The following is an 18,502-nucleotide window of genomic DNA, read 5'->3' as shown; positions in this document are numbered from 1 at the left end:
TGCCGCATGGGCGCTAATCACATTCATAAGGCGTGTTTCTGCCGACCGGCCCAGGGCGCCAGCATAAAGCTGAACGCCAGGCCCAGGCTGACAGACAAGCCGAAATTGCTCACGGCCGGTGTACTAGAGACGGCCAGCAGGCCGAACGACAACCAGGTCGTCAGCGCCGCCAGCAGCGTTCCCAACAGGCTGACGGCAGGGCCGCCGATCTGCTCGCGCATTAAAATCGCATAGTCGACGCTGATGGCCGTGACCAGCAGCAGGCCAAACAGGCTGAACAAAGTCAGCGGCTGGCCCAGCCAACCGAGGCTGGCCAGGCTGCACAACGCAGCCAGCAGCGGCAGGGCGACGATACGCAAGGCGCCGCCAAAGCCGAAGGGCGCAATCAGCAATAGCACGATCAGCACGCAAGACAGCAACTTCAATTCGGCAGCACTGATCTGCGTGTCGGCAAACACCCGGTTCAAGTCACCCAAGCGGTCCACCAACTGCACGCCGGGCAAGTCCAGCGCCTGCACCCGCAGCAGCGCCGGGTTGTTCAAGCCTTGCAGGCTGACCATGGCCGCCACGCCGCCATCCACCGGGCCCAGCCACAGCGTGCGCCAAGGCTCGGCCAGCGGGCCTTGCAGTGCGGCGTCGATGTCTGCGGTGGGCAGCGCCTGCAACTGCGCCACTTCGGCTTGCAGGGCGCTGAGGGGCACGCCGAGGTCCAGTAGCGGTTTCCAGTGTGGCGCCAGGTTGTTCAGCGCCTCGCGCAGCTGTTGTTGCTCGCCGGGAAGGTTGACCAGTTGATTGAGCGCCAGGTAGCCCTGGAGCTTGTCCATCTGCACCAACTGGTCCAAGCGTTTGCCCAGGGCGGCCTGGCGCTCCAGCAACTGCTGCTGATTGTCCGCTCGCACCAGGAAAAACTGGCTGGTGGGCTGGAACCCGGTGATGCGCGCCACGGCCTGGGCTTCCTGCAGCAACTGCGGCGGCGCACCGATCCATTGGCGGATATCGTTTTTAGTGTTCAGTTGCCACAGGCCCGCAGCGCAGAACAGCAGCACCCACACCAGCAGTACCGAACTGGGTACGCGTTTGAGCAGTGCCGTGCGCAGTTGCCATAGGCTTTGGGCGACACGCAGCGGCCATTGCGCCGGGCGCAGTTCCACGCCCTTGAGCAGCGCGGGCAACAGGCACACGGCGCACAAATAGGCACCGACCAAACCGGCAGCCGAGAACACCGCAATCTGGGTCAGCGCCGGGAAAGGCGTCCAGGCCAGCGCCAGGTAGCCGATAGCGCTGGTGGCCAGGCTCAGGCTTAGCCCTGGCAGGGTCAGGCGCAACGCCGGCCAACTGCGCCACGGCTGCAGGCTCCAGCTTTTGGACAGGTAATGCAGCGGGTAATCCACTGCCACGCCGATCAGGCTGGAACCCAGCACCAGGGTCATCACATGCATATGCCCAAACAGCGCCACACATGCCACCGCGCCAAACAGCATGCCCACCAGTACCGGCACGAATGCCAGCAACACCCGCCAGCGTCGGAACGCCAGCAGCAGTAATAACAGGATGCCCAGGGTGGCGCCGCCGCCGACCCAGGTCATTTCCCGAGTGGCCTGCTGTTGCCCGTTGGCCGCATAGAGCAAACCGCTGGCGGCGAGCAGCTGCGCGCCGTGTGCGCTGGCTTGCTCGCGGCTGGCCTTCAGCAAGTCCGCCACTTGCAGCGGCAACTTCATGTCGAAGGCGTTGCCGGTAGTGCGGGCCCGCAGCAGCACCCAGCTTTTGCCGTCGGCATCGGCGATCAAGGCGCCGCTGCCGATGTCCATTTGCACCGCACCGTGTTGCGGTTGGCTGTTCTGGATGCGCCCGGTGAGGCCGAGCCAATCGTCCTGGCTTGGCACCAGGCTGAAACCGGTGAAGGGGTCGAACAGCGATTGCACGCGTTGCTGGATGAACGCCTCAGGCTGCTGGATCAGTTGTTCGCGGTCCTTGGACGAGAGCATCGACAAACGCCCACGCAGCAGTTGTTCGCGCAACGCTGGCAAGTCGGCTTGCAGGTTCCACTGCACCTTTTCAAACAGGCCGCTGGCCTGCCAACGCTCACCCAGTTGCTGCGCCACGGCCACCGCTTGCTGGCGGTCGGCATGCCCCACCAGTACCAGCATTTCGCGGTTGAGCGGCTCTTGCATGCGCTGTTCGGCTTGCAGTTCCAAGGCGTCCGGCGTGCTGCCGGGCACCAGTTCCATCAGGTTGGCCGACAACGGCGCGCCGTCACGCCACTGCCAGCCTGCCAGGGCCAGCACGGCCACCAGCAAGGTCAGGAACAGGCGCGGCAGCAGGCGCTCACTGGGCAAAGTCGTGTTGCTCCGCATTGCTCAACGGCTGGTCGGCGGTACTGTCCTGCATGCGCAACAGCGTGCTGTCGCCTTGGGTTTCCAGCAGTTCAATGGTGCGCACCAGTGCGCCACCGTCGATATTGATCTGGGTGAACACTTGCTTGAGCAGCAGCGAACGCGGGGTCAGCGTGAGCTTCCATTGTTGGGCCTCGCCTTGCAGTTGCAGGTCGAAGTCGCGCTGCAGGCCACTGCTGTCGCCCTGCAGTACCGCCAGGAACAAACGATTCTGTTCGGCGCCGGCACTCTTGTTTGGCAGTAGTTGCCAGCCATTGGCGTCACGGCGGGCAATGCCTTGGGAGGTGATGCGGTAGTCCTGTTGCAGCGGAGTTTTCAACAGCCACAGCAGGCCGTGATCCTTGGCGAGCACGAAGGTGCCTTTGCTCACCAATGGCTGGGGCAGGGCGCGCAGGTGCTTTTCCTGGGTGAAGTTGCCGTGGATCACGGAGGGTTTGGCAAGCTGATCGCTCAACTGCTGCAGGTCGAAGGCATGGGCGCTGAAGCTCAGCAACAACGCGATCAATGTGGGAGCGGGCTTGCCCGCGAAGAACCTGAGGGCGCTGCGCAGCGTCAGGCGACCTGCGTTATCTTTAACGTCCATCGCGGGCAAGCCCGCTCCCACAGGGGATCTCATTTCAAGGCTCTCTCTACGGCGTCGGTGAAGACTTTGGGCGAGGCCAGCTGCATCTCGCGGCTGGCGATTTCCACCGCCACTTGCACTGTGCTGGCGCGGGTCAAACGCTCGCCGCTGGCCAGGTCGGTGATCAAATAATTGACCTTCAAACGATTCTCCCACTCCACCAGGCTGGCGCGCACATTGATGGTCTGGCCGAAGGTCGCGCCACGCACATAACGTAGCTGCATGTCGATCACCGGCCAGGCGTAGCCGGCTTCGAGCATCGCCGTATAGTTATGGCCGATCTTGTCCAGCAACGCACAGCGCGCCACTTCCAGGTACTTCACGTAATGCCCGTGCCACACCACGTTCATGGTGTCGATGTCGAAAAAAGGCACAAGGATTTCAGTGTCGCTGTGCAACACGCCGGGGCTACGCATGCAGCCTCCAGTGTTGCGCGGCGATACGTTGCAGGCACAGGCGCAGTTCGCCTTCCAGGGCGCGGTCTTCGATGACCGGCGCAAAGTCCTGGGCCAGTTCGGCGTGCATCGCGGCCAGTGCTGGTGGCAGTGGGCGGGCATCCTCGGCCTGGGCGCGCAGCCACACGCCTTGGTTGGCGGCGAGCAAGGTCGCGGCGGCAACCTGTTCGGTCAACTCCAGCACGCGGATCGCATCGCGGGCAGCGATGGTGCCCATGCTCACCTTGTCCTGGTTATGGCACTCGGTGGAGCGCGAGAACACGCTGGCCGGCATGGTGTTTTTCAGCGCTTCGGCGGTCCAGGCGCTGGTGCCGATCTGCACGGCCTTGAAGCCGTGGTTGATCATGGCGCGGTCAGCCGGGGCGCCTGAGAGGTTGCTCGGCAGGCCATGGTTGTAGCGCACGTCCACCAACAGTGCGAGCTGGCGGTCGAGCAGGTCGGCAACGTTGGCGACCAGGGTCTTGAGGCTGTCCATGGCGAAGGCGATATGCCCGCCGTAGAAGTGCCCGCCATGCAGCACACGTTCTTCTTCGGCGTCGATGATCGGGTTGTCGTTGGCGCTGTTCAGTTCGATCTCGATGAACGAGCGCAGCCAGTTCAGGCTGTCCGCCAATACACCGAGCACATGGGGCGCGCAGCGCAACGAATAACGGTCTTGCAGGCGATGCAGGGGGGCGGTGGGCGCGTCGATGGCCAGGTCCTTGCGCAGCCACGCGGCGACTTGCATCTGCCCAGGGTGCGGCTTGGCGGCGAACAGGCGTTCGTCGAAGTGTTCCGGGTTACCTTGCAGCGCCACCACGTTGAGCGCGGTGATGCGCGTGGCCAGTTGCAACAGGTAGTCGGCGCGGGCAAAGGCCAGGCAGGCCAGGCCAGTCATCACCGCGGTGCCGTTCATCAGTGCCAGGGCTTCCTTGGGCCGCAGTACCAGCGGCTCCCAACCCAGCTCGCGGTGCACGTCGGCCGCCGGGCGGCGTTCGCCACGGAATAGCACTTCACGTTCGCCGGACAAGGTCGCAGCCACATAGGACAGCGGCGTCAGATCACCACTGGCGCCGACCGAGCCTTCTTCCGGGATCAGTGGCAACACATCGTTTTCGAGGAAGGCATGCAGGCGTTCCAGCAGTTCCACACGCACCCCGGACACGCCCTGGCACAGCGACTGCAAACGCGCCGCCAGTACGGCGCGAGTAGCCTGGGCATCAAGCAATTTGCCCAGGCCGCAACCGTGAAAGGTGTACAGATGACGCGGCAAGGCTTCGACGTGCTCCAGCGGCACCGCCACTACGCAGGAGTCGCCGTAGCCGGTGGTCACGCCGTAGATCACGCCTTCCTTGTCCAGCAGCGAGTCGAGGAACTGCGCGCCCTTGGCGATGCGTTGGCGGTACGCGGCATCGTCCTGCAGGCGAGTGGGCACCTGGCGGTTGGCCAGGGCCAGCACGTCTTCGATGCGCAGGGGGCGTTCACCAAAGGTGATGGGCTCAAGAGGCGTCGTCATCGGTCTTCCAGAAAGGGTAAAAGTTGAACCATTGTTGGGGCGCTTGCAGGCAGAACTGGCCCAGGCGTGCGGCGTAGCGGGTGGTCCATTCGGCAATGACTTGCTCACGGGTGCTGCGCTTCCATTCGATCAAATCGGCAAAGGGCTCGATAGTCAGGCGATAGCGGCCCTGGTGCTTGAGACACATCAGCAGATTGACCGGGCACTTGAGCAAGCCCGCCAGCAGCCATGGGCCTTGGGGAAATGCCGCCGTGTGTCCGAGGAAATCCACGCGCACCGTGCGCCCGCCGTGCAGCGGGATGCGGTCGCCGGCAATCGCCAGCCACTCGCCATCGTCCAGGCGCTGGCTGAGCAGCAGCATGGTGGCCGGGTCCAATTCGCTGACCTGGATCAGGCGCAAATGGGTCGCGCCGGCCTCGCCCAGCAGACGGTTGAAACGCTCGGCGTGCTTGGTGTGCACCAGCACATTCATGGTGACCTGCTCACCAATCTCCGCGAGGGCGCGGCACACTTCCAGGTTACCCAGGTGCGCGCCCACCAGCATTTGCCCGCGCTCGCCACGCAGTTGACTGCGCAACTGCGCCGGGTCGTTGATCTCGATTTGCTCCAGGCGCAGCTTGCCGTTCCACACGTCCAGCTTGTCGAGCAGCGAATCGGCGAAGGCCATGAACTGGGCAAAGACTGTGCGGTGGCTCGGCAGCAAGTCATTGCGCCCGCTCCATTGCGCCAGCCGCTGCTGGTATTGCCAGGCGCTGTGGCGTGCGGTGCGGCCGAACAGGAAGAAGTAAAAGACGATGCTGTAGAGCAACGGGCTCAATAGGCGACGGCCGAGGACTTTGACCGCGACCGCGGTGAATTTCATCAGCCAGAAGCTGCCGCGTTCCTCGCGGTCGGCCCAATGCTTGGTGCTGTCGTTCATGCTTGCCACCGTCGCCACAGGATCATCGGCGCGCGCACGAGCATGCCGAAGAACAACCGCGTGTGCATGGCGCTGATGCGCAGGTTGTCACGCAACAAGCGAAAGTGCGACAGGCCGTCGGTGGGGTAGTGCACCTGGGTGGGCAGCCAGCGCATAGGCTGGTTGCGCCAGGCCAGGCGTACCAGGATGTCCGAGTCGAAATCCATGTGCGTGCCAATGTAGGCCGAGTCCATCAGCGCCAGGGTCGGCGCCAGTGGGTACACGCGAAAGCCGCACATCGAGTCGCGAATCTCAAGCGACAGGGTATTGATCCACACCCACACGTGGGTCAGGTAACGTGCGTACAGGCGACCCTTGGGCACGCTGTCGTCGTATTCCGGGTAGCCGCAGATGACGGCGTCGGGGTGCTGGCGTGAGGTGTGGATAAAGGTCTGGACTTCGCGCAGGTCGTGCTGGCCATCGGCGTCCACTTGCAGAGCGTGGGTATAGCCCAGGCGCGCGGCTTCGCGAAAACCGGCCATCACGCCGGCGCCCTTGCCCTGGTTGCTGGGCAGGGTCAGCAGGGTGACGTTATCCAGCGTCGCCAACTGCGCCAGCACGGCTGCGCACGCGGCGCTGCTGCCATCGTCCACCAAGAGGCAGGGCAGGCCGCTCTTCAGCACACTGTGGACCACGGCCGGCACGGCGGCTTCGTGGTTGTATACCGGGATCAAAGCGCAGGGGTTATGCATATTCAAAGCCTGCGCAAACCCCGTGGCGAGGGAGCTTGCTCCCGCTGGGCTGCGAAGCAGCCCCAATGGAGGCGACCGAGATCATCCTGGGAGTGGGTGATGCCTGGGTTGGGAGCGCTTCGCACTCCAGCGGGAGCAAGCTCCCTCGCCACAAGAACAGGTTATGCATACGCGGCCTCCAGCACGATCCGCCCGCTTGAGCACGCTGCAACCCCATTGCGATAGGCGAAGTACAGTTTGCTACGCTCCCGATCAAAGCGCAGATGCAATTCGATGTGATCGCCCGGGCGCACCAGTTGCTGGAACTTGAGCACTTCCATGCCGGCGAACCGGGTTGGCAGGTCGAGCAATTGTTGGCCCAGGTTGAACGCCCATTCCACCTGCACCACCCCCGGCAATACCGGGGTGACCGGGAAGTGCCCGCTGAAATAGGCCAGGTCCGGTGGGATGCTCAGTTGCAAGGTCCATTCACCTTCGGTTTCGACTTGTGCCAACACCTCAGGCCCCTTGGGGCGAGGCGCCAGCAACAAGGCTTCGATATCGGCCTGGGGCAATTTGCCCTGGCTGTTCAGCGGCAGTTGGCGCAATAAGCGCCAGCGGCGTGGCAAGGCCAGGGCTTCGCAATGTTGGCTCAGGTGCTGGCGCAGGGTCTGGGTGAGCGTGCGGCGTCCCTGGTTGCGCAGGGCATGCAGCCCCGCGTCGGTGAGCACCACCACGGCACCCAGGGACGCACGGTTTTCCTGCACCACGCCCAGGCGGGTGTCGGCCACCCATTCATGGGCGATCAGCGCTTGTTCCAACATCGGCAGGGAGATGCGTTTTTCTTCCAGCTTGACGATACGGTCCAGGCGGCCCAGCAGTTCGAAGCGCCCATCGGCATGCAGGCGAACGGCGTCGGCTGTCTGTTCGACATGCCCTTCGGGCAAGTACTTTGAGGCGATGCGTAAAGCGCCGTCGGCATCCTGGCTCAGTTGCACGTCGGCAAACGGCTGCCAGGGTTGCGCACCCTGGCGCCAGGCGATGCCGCCGGTTTCCGAGCTGCCGAGGATTTCTGTGGGCCATTGCTGTAAACGGTCGTAGAGGCTGCCGGCCGCATCAACCGGCAACGCGCCACCGGAGGAAAATACCCGTGCAACCTGGCTCAGTGCCGGCCAGTCGAGGTTGTCGCCCATGCGCTTGAGCAGCGCCGGGCTGGCCACCCAGGCAAATTGCGGGTGCTCACGGCTGGCGCGCTGCATGTCTTCGGGGAACGCCAGTTGCTTGCGTACAAAGGTGCGGCCGGCACACAGCGGCCACAACACGCGAAACAGCAAGCCGTAGATATGCTGGGTAGCGACGCTGCCGATGATGCAGGCGTCCTTGAGATCTTTGCCCCACAGGGCTTCCAGCGCCTCTACTTCATTGGCCAACTGGCGCAGGGACTTGTCGATGCGCTTGGGCTCGCCGCTGGAGCCGGAGGTGCACAGGCTCAGTTGGCAGTTGTCCAGATCGAGGGCGGCGGCACTCAAGGGCGCTTGATACAGCGCGTCCAGGTCGCTGGCTTCGACCAGCCAGGCATCCACGGCGTCGGCCCAGCGCTGGCGCGTCTGGGGTTGCAGGTCGGCGGGCAGCAGTACGCTCGCACCGGCCCGCCAGGCGCCCAGCAGCGCAATCGCCAGCAGGCCGGCGTCTTCCAGGTGCACGGCCAGGCGCCGGATACCCCGGGCCTTGAGGCCTGCGGCGAGGCTCAGGGAGTGCTCGCACAGTTGCGCGTGATTCATGAGGGGCTCGGCGGTCACCCCGCGATCTTGCAGTGGCTCAAGCAGCAAGTGCTCAAGTTTCAACCCTTTCATACGCGGCCTCGAACCCTTTGTCGTACCAGCCATTCCACGGCAAACAACAAGCCCATCAACCCGTAGGCGATCAGGCCGTTGTACAACGTCCACCAGCTCAGCGGCGCCCACAGGGTGAGCGCGGCGGCGAGCAGGCCATTACAGAGAAAAAACACACTCCACACCAGGGTGACCCGGCGGGTATACACCACCGCGTGGGGCGGCAGGTGCGGGTCGGTCATGCGTGCCAGGCGCTCGACTATCGGCGGGCCGTACTTCAGGCTCAGGCCGAACAGCGCCAGCATGAATCCGCTGACCAGGCTCGGGTACCAGCGCAGCCACTGGGGGTTATCGAACCATGCCAGTGCCAGGCAAAACACGATCACCACCACCGCCATCCAACGGCTGCCCGGGCGCCGCGCAGCGGTGAACGCGCGCAACAGCCACAGGCTGCCCAGCAGCAAGCCGAACTGCCAAGGTGCAAAATGCTCGGTGCCGTAATACACCGCGAAGGGGTACAGCAGCCCCGCCAATAACAGGCCAAGGCCGATCAACCGGCTCATGCGGCGGGCTGGACCAGACGGTACACCGCCTCTACCACGTCGTTCACCGTGCGTACCGCCTTGAACTCTTCGGCGGCGATTTTCTTGCCGGTCTGGCGCTTGATGTGGTCGATCAGGTCCACGGCGTCGATGCTGTCGATTTCCAGGTCCTGGTACAGGTTGGCGTCGAGGGTGACGCGTTCCGGGGGCAGTTCAAACAGTTCCACCAAGGCGTCGCGCAGGGTGTTGAAGATATCGTCACGAGTTTGCATGGTACGGTCTCAAGCTGCCTGTCGGGCCGTGACGAACGCCGCAAGGCTGGCCACGTTGGTGAAGTGATTGCGGGTGTCCTTGGCGTCGGCATCGATTTTGATGCCGTGTTTTTTCTGGATCGCCAGGCCCAATTCCAGCGCATCGACCGAATCCAGGCCCAGGCCTTCGCCAAACAGGGTCTGGTCGCTGCCAATATCGTCGGGGCTGATGTCTTCCAGGCCCAGGGCCTCGATGATCAGCGTCTTTATGTCGTGCTCAAGGCGGTGTTGGTCGCTCATCTTCGGCGAGCTCCTTAATGAAATAGTGATGCAGGTGATCGTTGAGCTTGCGTGAAGCCTGGGGCGCGGGCCCGACTGCGGCAAACGCTTGTGGCTCTATATCGGCGCCCACGCGCAAACTGAAGTGAAATCGACGGTGGGGGATGCGATACCAGGGTTCGGCCTTGGTCAGGGTGGTGGGGCTGACCTTGATCACCACTGGCGTGATGATTGTCGCACCGCGCAGCGCAATGGCCGCGCCGCCGCGATGAAAGGCCGGCGCTGCGCCCGGCGTGGTGCGTGTGCCTTCGGGAAAGATGATCAGCGTCTGGCCGGCGCGCAGGGCGTCGGCTGCGGCATCGAGCATGTCGGCACTGCCGTCGTTGCTGATATAGCCGGCATCGCGCACCGGGCTGCGGGTGAACGGGTTCTGGAACAGGCTCTGCTTGACCACGCAGTTGGTCTGGCGCATCAGGCCGATCAGGAACACCACGTCGATCAGTGACGGGTGGTTGGCGACGATCATCTGGCCAGGGCGGCCAAGCTTTTCGGCACCCTCGACGCTGTAGGTGAGAATGCCCAGGCCCTTCATCAGGCGAATGAAAAACCAGAACAGGCAACTGATGGTGTGGCGTGCGCGCCGTTGGTGCTGGGTGGCGTCGCCCGGCAGGCAACTGAGCAGCGGAAACACCAGCAAACGCAGGCACAGCCCGCCGATGCCGAACAGGCAAAAGCTGAGGGCCGTGGCGAACAGGCGCCAGTAATAGGCCTGCCGTGGCTTGTGGGTCAGGGCTTGCGTTGCCAGTTCCATACTCGGTTCTTCCAGGCATGTTGGCAGGCGCCCTGTTCGGTCAGCAGGGTGCGCAGCAGGTTCAGGGCGTGGGGCCACTGGGTTTGAGTGAGTTGGACAGTGCCAGTGGTGAGTTCCAGTTGCCACTCGTCGCCCGGCGTGAGCAACAGGCCGAGGGCATAGGGGAACGGCACATCCGTAATCCAGCTGGCGTAGGCGTGGGGCGGTTGTTCTTCAGTGATCACCAGCAATACGGCAGCGGCGCCTTCGTTGAGCAGAGCGGCGGCTTCGAGCAGGCCATGTTCGAGGCCATCGCCGGCGGCGGCGAGGGCGGTCATCTCGCTGGTTTCATTGCGCAGGATCGACCACAGGCCAATTACCGCGTTATGCACCGACAGGCTGAACTGAGTCGGCGACAGCGGCTGCTCGTTGGCCAGGTCGCTGAGAATGTCCAAGGTGCGCGGGGTTTCACCATGGCGGGAAATAAACACCAGTGGCAGGTCTTCAAGGCCCTCTGCCAGCGGCCAGCCGACGCTGAATGCCATGCGCGCCAGCCGGCTCAGACGACGGCGCTGCATGGCTGGCAAAAATGACACATCGGGGGACGCTTCGCTGACAGGCGGCAACACCGGGTCCCGGCACCAGGCGTACCAGTCGTCCGCACTCGCAAGGCCAGGAGCCCAGGCGCGCCATTGGGCGATGTTGAAGTTGATCACTGAGAAGTTATCCCGCCCCTGCGGGCTTCCATGTGCGGCCAATGGCCCCGGATTCCGGGACAGGGAGCAATGGCCGTATGGCGCGCATTATCCCGGTGCCGTGGGGTTCTAGCAAATAGTGGTGAAAGTTTGTTCACTATTGATCACAAATAAGTTGGAAGAATTTACAGATTATCGGCGAGCGAAGGCCGGACTCGATCGTTGCGCGGTTTCCATTCATTTGTGAGCCAGGCAGCGCGTGAGGATGAACGAGGTAGCTAACCAGCGCTTTTGCGCTCTACACTCGGGGGATTCATTGATACACGGAGGTTTTTCCATGCGGCGCGTGGTGTTCAATCAAAAAGGCGGTGTGGGCAAGTCCAGCATCGCCTGCAACCTGGCGGCGGTCAGCGCCAGCGAACGTTATCGAACCCTGTTGGTGGACCTCGATGCACAGGCCAACTCAACTCAGTACCTCACCGGGCTGACGGGCGACGACATCCCCATGGGAATCGCGGATTTTTTCAAGCAAACCCTGTCGACGGGGCCGTTTTCGAAGAAAAACAGGGTAGATATCTACGAAACCCCGTTCGATAACCTGCATGTGATCACCGCCACCCCGGAACTGGCCGACCTGCAGCCCAAGCTTGAGGCCAAGCACAAGATCAACAAGTTGCGAAAGCTGCTGGATGAACTGAGCGAAGATTACGACCGAATCTACCTGGATACGCCTCCAGCGCTGAATTTTTACGCGGTTTCAGCGCTGATTGCCGCCGATCGCGTACTGATCCCTTTCGATTGCGACAGCTTTTCCCGCCAGGCCCTGTATGGCCTGCTGGCTGAGATCGAAGAGTTGAAGGACGACCATAACGAAGGCCTGGAAGTGGAAGGCATCGTGGTCAACCAATTCCAGGCACGGGCGAGCCTGCCGCAACAGATTCTCGATGAGTTGATTGCCGAAGGGCTCCCGGTACTGCCGGTGTACCTGGCCAGCTCCGTGCGTATGCGCGAGTCGCACCAGGAGAGCAAGCCGCTGATCCACCTGGACCCACGGCATAAGCTGACGCAGCAGTTTGTGGACCTGCATAACCTGCTGGAAAACGCCTGACCCAACAGGCAACACCGAACACTGTGGGAGCTGGCTTGCCTGCGAAGATATCGACTCGGTGTGCCTGAATCACCGAGTCGCCTGCATCGCAGGCAAGCCAGCTCCCACATTGACCGAGTTGATTGAGGGGGATGTTTACACCCCCTGGCTGCTCAACCAACTCATCAACTGCGGCAACGGGAATGCCCCGCTCTGGCGCGCCACTTCGCGGCCGTTCTTGAACAGAATCAAACTGGGAATCGAGCGAATCCCCAACTGCGCCGACAGCTGCTGGTTAGCCTCGCTGTCCAGCTTCGCCAGCCGGCACTTGCCTTCCAACTGCCCGGCTGCCTGTTCGAATACCGGCGCAAACGACTTGCACGGCCCGCACCAGTCGGCCCACACATCGACCAGCAGCGGCAGGTCGCCCTTGATCTGGTTGGCATAGTCACCCTGTTTCAAATCAAAGGGTTTGTTCAGCAACACCGACTGCTTGCAGCGCCCGCACTTGGGCGCATCACCCAGGCGTTCGCCGGGGATGCGGTTGAGGCCGTTGCAATGAGGGCAGGGGATGACAAGAGGTTCGGACATCGGAGGCTCCTGGGGTTTGGCCAGTTGGGTATTTGGTGTCGAGACAGAGGTTTATCAAGGATATAGATACTTATTCGCTCACATTTTCGTCCTCGCCAGCGTGAACGGTGTGGCTAGGCTTTTTGTTGTGCACCACCGGTCTGTTTGCGGCTATAGCAAATTGCGATAGTTCGAATTCAGGTTTAACCTTCATAGCAAGATGCGATAAGGACGTTGCATGCGAGTCATCAGTGAAAGCAGGATCTGGGAAGCAAAAGGAAAATGGCCGCGCTCTGCAACAGCTCTGGATCAGTGGTATCGCGTGATCAAGCGCAACGCCCCCAAGGACTTTGCCGCAATGAAAGCCATGTTTCCCGCCACCGACAAGGTAGGTGAATTTCATGTATTTGATATTGGCGGTAACAAGCTGAGGTTGATTGCGTCGGTGCAGTATCGAATGCAGCGCGTTTACATCAAACACCTGCTTGACCACCGTGATTATGAGAAAAACAAATGGAAGGAAAAAATCAGATGAGCGCACTTATGCGAGTGGCGGCAGAGCACTGGCAGTTCGTTTCGCCTGTGCTGCGCAAGCCGGAAAACGAGGCAGACTACGACGCATTGGTATGCGGTTTGGATGAGCTATTGAGTCTGGTGGGTGAAGACGAGGACAGCCCGCTGATGAGCCTGGTCGACATTCTGAGCGACTGGATCGAAGCTTATGATCGTGAGCGTCGCCCAATGCCCGTAGCCAGCGGGGTCGATGTGCTGCGCTACATGATGCGCGAGCACAATCTTACCCAGAGTGACCTTCCTGGCGTTGGGGCGCAATCGGTTGTCTCGGAGATACTGAGCGGAAAACGCCAGCTCAACGTGCGCCAGATTCGTTGGCTGGCCGAGCGTTTCGGAGTGTCGGTGGAGACCTTTATCTAAGGGGTCACGACGAACAACTAATCTCCAAATGCTTACCCCAATCCGGGGGCCGTTGCGCGTACTGCTCCATGCCCGCTTGTTCCTCAAACGGCCTGGTCAGCACGTCATGCAGCCGCCGCACTTCGCTGTAGTCGCCTGATTCGGCGGCGGTGATGGCGTTTTGGGCCAGGTAGTTACGCAGGATATATAGCGGGTTGACCGCGTGCATGCGCTCACGGCGCTGTTCCTGGGTGTAATCCCCATCCCGTGCAACACGGGCCTTGTACCGCTCGGCCCAGGCATCAAACCCGGCCATGTCGACAAAGTCATCACGCAACCGCGCCACGGCTAACGTCGCCGATTCGTCGCCCAGGCGGCGGAAGAACAGCGTGTAGTCCACACCGCTGTTCTGCATCAGCTTGAGCAAACCCTCCACCAGCGTCTGGTCGTCTTCTTCGGCGGTGGTCAGCCCCAGCCGGCGGCGCATCAGGTCCAGGTAGTGCGCTTGATACAGCGGCAGGTACAGGCCGAGGGCTTCTTTCAGTGCGTCAACGCTGATGAACGGTGTAAGCGCCTGGGCCAAGGCGCTGAGGTTCCACTGCCCGATCGGCACCTGGTTGCTGAAGGAGTAGCGCCCTTCATGGTCGGAATGATTGCAGATGAAGTGCGCGTCAAAATCATCGAGAAACGCGAAGGGCCCGAAGTCGAAGGTAATGCCCAGGATCGACATGTTGTCGGTGTTCATCACGCCGTGGCAAAAACCATAAGCCTGCCATTTGGCGATCATTTCGGCGTTGCGCTCGACGATCTCGCGGAACATCGCCAGGTAAGGCTCGGGTTGCTCGCGGCATTCGGGGTAGTGCAGGTTCAGCACGTGCTCGGCGAGTTCGGCCTGCTGCTCAGGCTTCTTGGTGTAGTAGAAATATTCGAAGTGTCCGAAGCGAATATGGCTGTGGGCCAGGCGTAAAACCATCGCCCCGCGTTCCTGTTTCTCCCGCCATACCGGCGTGCTGGAACCGATCACGCACAGGGCGCGGCTGGTGGGGATGCCTAGCGCATGCAGGGCCTCGGAGGCGAGGAATTCACGAATCGAAGAGCGCAACACGGCACGCCCGTCGCCCATGCGCGAGTAAGGCGTCATCCCGGCGCCCTTGAGGTGCAAATCCCAATGCTCGCCGGCCTCGTTATAGACCTCGCCCAGCAATAACCCGCGGCCATCGCCCAGTTGCGGCGTGTAGCCGCCGAATTGATGACCGGAATACACCATCGCCCGTGGTTCTGCCTCGGCCCACAGCTTGTGGCCGCCGAACAGCTCGGCAAATACCGGGGTTTCGGCCACGGCCGGGTCGAGATCGAGCAGGGCCATGGCGGCCTTGCTCGCGACGACCAAGCGCGGCTCGTCGAGGGGCTCTGGCAGTACGTGGGTCGAGAATGCGTCGCCCAGGCGTGCGAAGCGGTTGTCGAAGGTCAGTTCGTCGAGGGCTTTCACCGGCCATCTCCAGCAGAATGTCCGAGCATTCTGCTGGGGATAGGGCGTTTAGTCGAGTTTGCTGGGTGGCGGCTCTGGCGCATCCACGACTTTGCCTGCAGGAGGCTCGGGGGCGTCGGGCTTGTCGAGGGGCTCGGCGATGGTCTTGCGCTCGTCTTCGGCCGGCACCAATTTGTATTCCTGGCCGTGAAGATTCTTCAGGTAGATTTCCATCTGCCGGAACGAGATGTTGATGTGCTGTTTCTTGAATTCACGATTGATATAGCGGTTGACCTCGTCCAACACCGGGTTGCGGTCGCCCAGGTCGCGAACATGCATGCGCAGCTCGTGGTCGAGGGTGCTTTCGCCGAAGTTGAGGAAGTACACGTGGGGTTCCGGCTCTTTGAGTACTCGTGGGTTTTCTCGCGCCGCCTTGAGTAGCAATTCCTTCACCAGGTCCAGGTCGGAGCCGTAGTCCACGCCCAGTTTCAGGGTGACACGGGTGATGGTGTCGGTCAGCGACCAGTTGATCAGTTGCCCGGTGATGAAGGTTTTGTTGGGGACGATGATGTCCTTGTTGTCGAAGTCGGTGATGGTGGTGGCACGAATGCGGATCTTGCTCACCGTACCCGACAGGTTGCCGATGGTAATAGTGTCGCCGATGCGCACCGGGCGTTCGAACAAAATCATGATGCCGGAGATGAAGTTGGCGAAGATCTCCTGCATGCCGAAACCCAGGCCCACCGACAGCGCGGCCACCAGCCATTGCAGTTTGTCCCAGCTCACACCGAGGGTGGAAAGGGTGGTGACAAAGCCCACGCCGGCAATGATGTAGGACAGCAAGGTGGTGGTGGCGTAGGCGCTGCCTTGGGCCAGGTCGAGCTTGGACAGCACCAGCACTTCCAGCAGGCCGGGCAGGTTGCGCGCCAGGGCGAAGGTGATACCGATGATAATCGACGCGCCCAGAAGGTCGCCGATGCTGATGGGCACCATGCTGATATTCGCACCGGTACCGCTGGTGTATTCGTACAGCGTGACGTTGTCCAGGTAGGAAAATACCGAGATCAGGTCCGACCACACCCAGTACAGCGCCGCGATAAAGCCGCCGAGCAGGGCCAGGCGGATCAGGCGCATGGACTGTTCGTTGACCTGCTCGATGTCCAGGGTCGGCTCTTCGATCACCGCTTCGCCGTCACCGGCCTCCTTGGCTGCCTGGCGTTTGGCCAGGGCCCGGGCGTAGGCCAGGCGCCTTGCGGCAACACCCAGGCCGCGCACGAAGGTGGCCTCGATCACCAGCCAGAACATCAGCAGGTACAGGGTATTGATCAGCCGGTCGCTGAGTTTCAGCGCGGTGTAGTAATAGCCAAAGCACACGGCAATAAACAGAGCGATGGGCAGCGCGGTGAACACCACCCCGATAGCTTTGCGAAACAACGAGGCCTTTTCGTGGGTTGGGCTGTTCAGCAGCAGGCGGCCCAGCAGCCAGGCCATCAGCCCGTAGCAGGTCAGTACCACGGCGATACCCAACACGTCGTCAGCCAGCGCCGCCGGTTGATGTTCGGCAATTGCGACCACGGCCACCAGCGCCAGTACCACCAGCCCGAGCTTGCGTATCCAGCCTTGCAGGAATTCGACCTGCGGCCTTTCCCAGCGAAAGTGCAGCTCCGCCACGCCGCCCGGCGCGAGGATGCGGTAGGCGGTGTAGAACACCAGCCAGGCTTGGGCGATCTGCAGCAAGGCCGCGCCCAGGTTGGCGTTTTGCCCGCGGGCGTCGATCTGCAACGCGTAGCCGCACAGCGCCAGGCCCAGGGCCACGGGCATCGCCAGCAGGATGTTGATCAGGATGGCCTGCGGCGTATGCCACTGGCTGTCGCGCTTGAAGTGGCCGATGTCCTGGTGAACCTTTTTCAGGCGCACATACAGCGCATTGCGTCGCCACAACAGCGCGCCGATCAGCAACAGCAACGGCAGGAACAGCAGTGGGCGTTGGGTCAGGCCGTCATACAGCTCACTGACGCTGGACGCCCAAGGCAGGGTGGTGACCTGTTTGCTCAGATGCGCCGGTACGGTTTCCAGCCATTCAGTGTCCAGCGGCTTGTTGCTGGGGATCCAGAACATTTGCTCGTCGAGCGTGGCCCGCAGGGTGCTGGCGGTGCTGAGCAGTTGTTTCTGGTTCAGTTGCAGGGTGATGGATTCGTTGAGCAGTGCACTCAGCTCGCGGCTCAGACGCTCCAACAGGTCGCTGCGGGTGATCGCCACTTCCAGCAAGGTGCGGCGCAGTTGCGGGGTGACCTCATCCGGTGGCTGGTTCGCCAGCAGGTTGTCCACATAGGCGCTTGGGGAACTGATCAGCTCACGCTGTTGGTTGACCTCGAACTGATACAGGCGAATGTTGGCGATGTCGTCGGCCAGGTCTTTGTCCACGGTGAGACGCGGCAGGGCCTGCTTTTGTTTATAGAGAATCTTGGACAGCAGCAGGCTGCCCTTGAGCACGTTGATCTGCTCGTCCAGGGCCGAATCGCTTTGGGTCACGGTGTCCAGTTGCTGCTTGGTCTGCAGGTTTTTCTGGGTCAGGTCGTTGAGGCGGTCGGTGCTTTTGAGCAGGTAGTCGGACAGCTTCAGGTTGTCTGCGCTTTCCTTGGCAAGGATGCTACTGCCGCCGGCTTTCTGCGCTTCGATGGACTGTTGGGTCACCGTCTGCTGGGACTGGGCCAGGCGTTTCTGGTTGATCAGGGTTTGCAGGTCCTGGATTTCTTGCTCCAGGCGTGCGGTTTTTTCCTGAATCAGGTCGTGCTGGCTGTTGCCCAGGTCTTGCAGCTGGCTGTTGCCGGCCAATTCCTGGCGGCGCAGGGGAATCAAGGCATTCAGGGCCGCCAGTTCGGCGTTGAGCTGGTTGCGCTGGTCGCCGCTGAGAGGTTTGCCATTGTCTTTGCCAAGCTTGAGCGTCGCGTTGATTTGCTGGATGCGCGTCTGACTGCTGCTGATCTCGGTCTGGGCGCGCTCAGGGCGGGTCTGGGCGGCGATGGTCAGGCTGTTGGCGTCGGCCAGTTCTTTTTGCAGGTCGCCTTGCTGGGTGCTGCGTTGCACCAATAACTGCTCAAGCTGCGGCACCGGCAGGCTGGCGTAGCGTTGGGCCACCGGAATGATTTTGGTGGCCTTGAGGCGCGCCAGCTCACGCTGGTTCTCATTGGTCTGGCGCGGGGCCTCTTCCAGCTGGCGCTTGAGGTCGGCCAGGCGCTGCTCGTAGTCCTGCTGATTGCCCAGGTAGGTCAGGGTCTGTTGCAGGGTCGCCTGCAGCGCCTTCATGTCGGCGTCAGGCAGCTTGCGGTCGGGCAGTTTATCCAGGCTTTGCTGGACGGCTTCGGCGCTGGGCGGGTCGGCGGCGTATACGCTGCCAACACAAAGGGTCAGGCCCAGCAGGGCAGTGGCGAGAAAAGTACGCAGGGTTGGCATAGAGACCGGTCTTGCAAAGTGAAGAATCG

18 protein-coding genes are annotated in these 18,502 nt (G+C 62.1%); 3 read left to right on the top strand and 15 right to left on the bottom strand.

The genetic code is table 11. From position 1 onward, the window contains the following. Positions 1–23: 23 nt before the first annotated feature. From GIW79_RS04145 to GIW79_RS04090, 12 genes are all read right to left on the bottom strand, one after another. Positions 24–2,354, bottom strand: a complete 2,331-nt coding sequence (locus GIW79_RS04145) for an MMPL family transporter (protein ID WP_236452594.1) — start codon at positions 2,352–2,354, stop codon at positions 24–26. Then, entirely contained in the window at positions 2,326–3,009 is a 684-nt protein-coding gene (locus GIW79_RS04140; protein ID WP_236452591.1) for an outer membrane lipoprotein carrier protein LolA, read from the bottom strand. The genes GIW79_RS04145 and GIW79_RS04140 overlap by 29 nt, the downstream gene beginning before the upstream one ends. Next, the gene (locus GIW79_RS04135) at positions 3,006–3,431 is read right to left on the bottom strand and encodes an acyl-CoA thioesterase (RefSeq protein ID WP_003187940.1); all 426 of its coding nucleotides are present in this window, start codon (positions 3,429–3,431) and stop codon (positions 3,006–3,008) included. Before GIW79_RS04135 ends, GIW79_RS04140 begins: the two co-directional genes overlap by 4 nt. Then, a complete protein-coding gene (locus GIW79_RS04130) occupies positions 3,424–4,965 on the bottom strand; it encodes an HAL/PAL/TAL family ammonia-lyase (RefSeq protein WP_236452590.1) in 1,542 nt (513 codons plus the stop codon). The genes GIW79_RS04135 and GIW79_RS04130 overlap by 8 nt, the downstream gene beginning before the upstream one ends. Then, entirely contained in the window at positions 4,949–5,884 is a 936-nt protein-coding gene (locus GIW79_RS04125; RefSeq protein ID WP_054896220.1) for an LpxL/LpxP family acyltransferase, read from the bottom strand. Before GIW79_RS04125 ends, GIW79_RS04130 begins: the two co-directional genes overlap by 17 nt. Beyond that, positions 5,881–6,615, bottom strand: a complete 735-nt coding sequence (locus GIW79_RS04120) for a glycosyltransferase family 2 protein (RefSeq protein ID WP_236452589.1) — start codon at positions 6,613–6,615, stop codon at positions 5,881–5,883. Before GIW79_RS04120 ends, GIW79_RS04125 begins: the two co-directional genes overlap by 4 nt. Positions 6,616–6,776: 161 nt before the next feature. After that, complete coding sequence (locus GIW79_RS04115) at positions 6,777–8,447, bottom strand: ApeI family dehydratase (RefSeq protein WP_236452588.1); 1,671 nt, start codon at positions 8,445–8,447, stop codon at positions 6,777–6,779. Beyond that, the gene (locus GIW79_RS04110; RefSeq protein ID WP_057975408.1) at positions 8,444–8,989 is read right to left on the bottom strand and encodes a hypothetical protein; all 546 of its coding nucleotides are present in this window, start codon (positions 8,987–8,989) and stop codon (positions 8,444–8,446) included. The genes GIW79_RS04115 and GIW79_RS04110 overlap by 4 nt, the downstream gene beginning before the upstream one ends. Continuing rightward, positions 8,986–9,240, bottom strand: coding sequence for an acyl carrier protein (locus GIW79_RS04105; protein WP_003187949.1), 255 nt, complete (start codon positions 9,238–9,240; stop codon positions 8,986–8,988). The genes GIW79_RS04110 and GIW79_RS04105 overlap by 4 nt, the downstream gene beginning before the upstream one ends. 9 nt (positions 9,241–9,249) lie before the next feature. Then, positions 9,250–9,519, bottom strand: coding sequence for a phosphopantetheine-binding protein (locus GIW79_RS04100; RefSeq protein ID WP_236452587.1), 270 nt, complete (start codon positions 9,517–9,519; stop codon positions 9,250–9,252). Next, the gene (locus GIW79_RS04095; RefSeq protein ID WP_054896223.1) at positions 9,497–10,309 is read right to left on the bottom strand and encodes a lysophospholipid acyltransferase family protein; all 813 of its coding nucleotides are present in this window, start codon (positions 10,307–10,309) and stop codon (positions 9,497–9,499) included. The genes GIW79_RS04100 and GIW79_RS04095 overlap by 23 nt, the downstream gene beginning before the upstream one ends. Beyond that, entirely contained in the window at positions 10,285–11,004 is a 720-nt protein-coding gene (locus tag GIW79_RS04090; protein ID WP_054896224.1) for a beta-ketoacyl synthase chain length factor, read from the bottom strand. Before GIW79_RS04090 ends, GIW79_RS04095 begins: the two co-directional genes overlap by 25 nt. A gap of 316 nt (positions 11,005–11,320) precedes the next feature. Here GIW79_RS04090 and GIW79_RS04085 point away from each other — a divergent pair, with 316 nt between their 5' ends. Next, the gene (locus GIW79_RS04085) at positions 11,321–12,091 is read left to right on the top strand and encodes a ParA family protein (protein WP_236452586.1); all 771 of its coding nucleotides are present in this window, start codon (positions 11,321–11,323) and stop codon (positions 12,089–12,091) included. Positions 12,092–12,226: 135 nt separating this feature from the next. Here the strand turns inward: GIW79_RS04085 and trxC are convergent, their stop codons facing one another. After that, positions 12,227–12,661: a thioredoxin TrxC gene (gene trxC, locus GIW79_RS04080; RefSeq protein ID WP_034125600.1), complete on the bottom strand. Its 435-nt coding sequence runs from the start codon at positions 12,659–12,661 to the stop codon at positions 12,227–12,229. A 217-nt stretch (positions 12,662–12,878) separates the two neighbouring features. Here trxC and GIW79_RS04075 point away from each other — a divergent pair, with 217 nt between their 5' ends. Together GIW79_RS04075 and GIW79_RS04070 are read left to right on the top strand one after the other, a co-directional pair. Next, positions 12,879–13,175: a type II toxin-antitoxin system HigB family toxin gene (locus GIW79_RS04075; RefSeq protein ID WP_003187960.1), complete on the top strand. Its 297-nt coding sequence runs from the start codon at positions 12,879–12,881 to the stop codon at positions 13,173–13,175. Continuing rightward, positions 13,172–13,573, top strand: a complete 402-nt coding sequence (locus GIW79_RS04070) for a helix-turn-helix domain-containing protein (RefSeq protein WP_236452584.1) — start codon at positions 13,172–13,174, stop codon at positions 13,571–13,573. The genes GIW79_RS04075 and GIW79_RS04070 overlap by 4 nt, the downstream gene beginning before the upstream one ends. Positions 13,574–13,577: 4 nt before the next feature. On the opposite strand, the gene selO is transcribed toward GIW79_RS04070, so the two are convergent. Beyond that, positions 13,578–15,041 carry a protein adenylyltransferase SelO gene (gene selO / locus GIW79_RS04065; RefSeq protein WP_054918905.1) on the bottom strand — a complete coding sequence of 488 codons (1,464 nt, stop codon included), beginning with the start codon at positions 15,039–15,041 and terminating at the stop codon, positions 13,578–13,580. A gap of 48 nt (positions 15,042–15,089) precedes the next feature. Beyond that, on the bottom strand, positions 15,090–18,473 hold the full coding sequence (gene mscK, locus GIW79_RS04060; RefSeq protein WP_054896228.1) for a mechanosensitive channel MscK: 3,384 nt from the start codon (positions 18,471–18,473) through the stop codon (positions 15,090–15,092). Positions 18,474–18,502 lie beyond the last annotated feature (29 nt).

The organism is Pseudomonas sp. PA-7-1E (assembly GCF_021605325.1).
GTDB classification, from domain to species: Bacteria; Pseudomonadota; Gammaproteobacteria; order Pseudomonadales; family Pseudomonadaceae; genus Aquipseudomonas; species Aquipseudomonas fluorescens_BV.
Note: the sequence above shows the minus strand (reverse complement) of the source record. Positions and strands in the feature narration are given on the sequence as shown.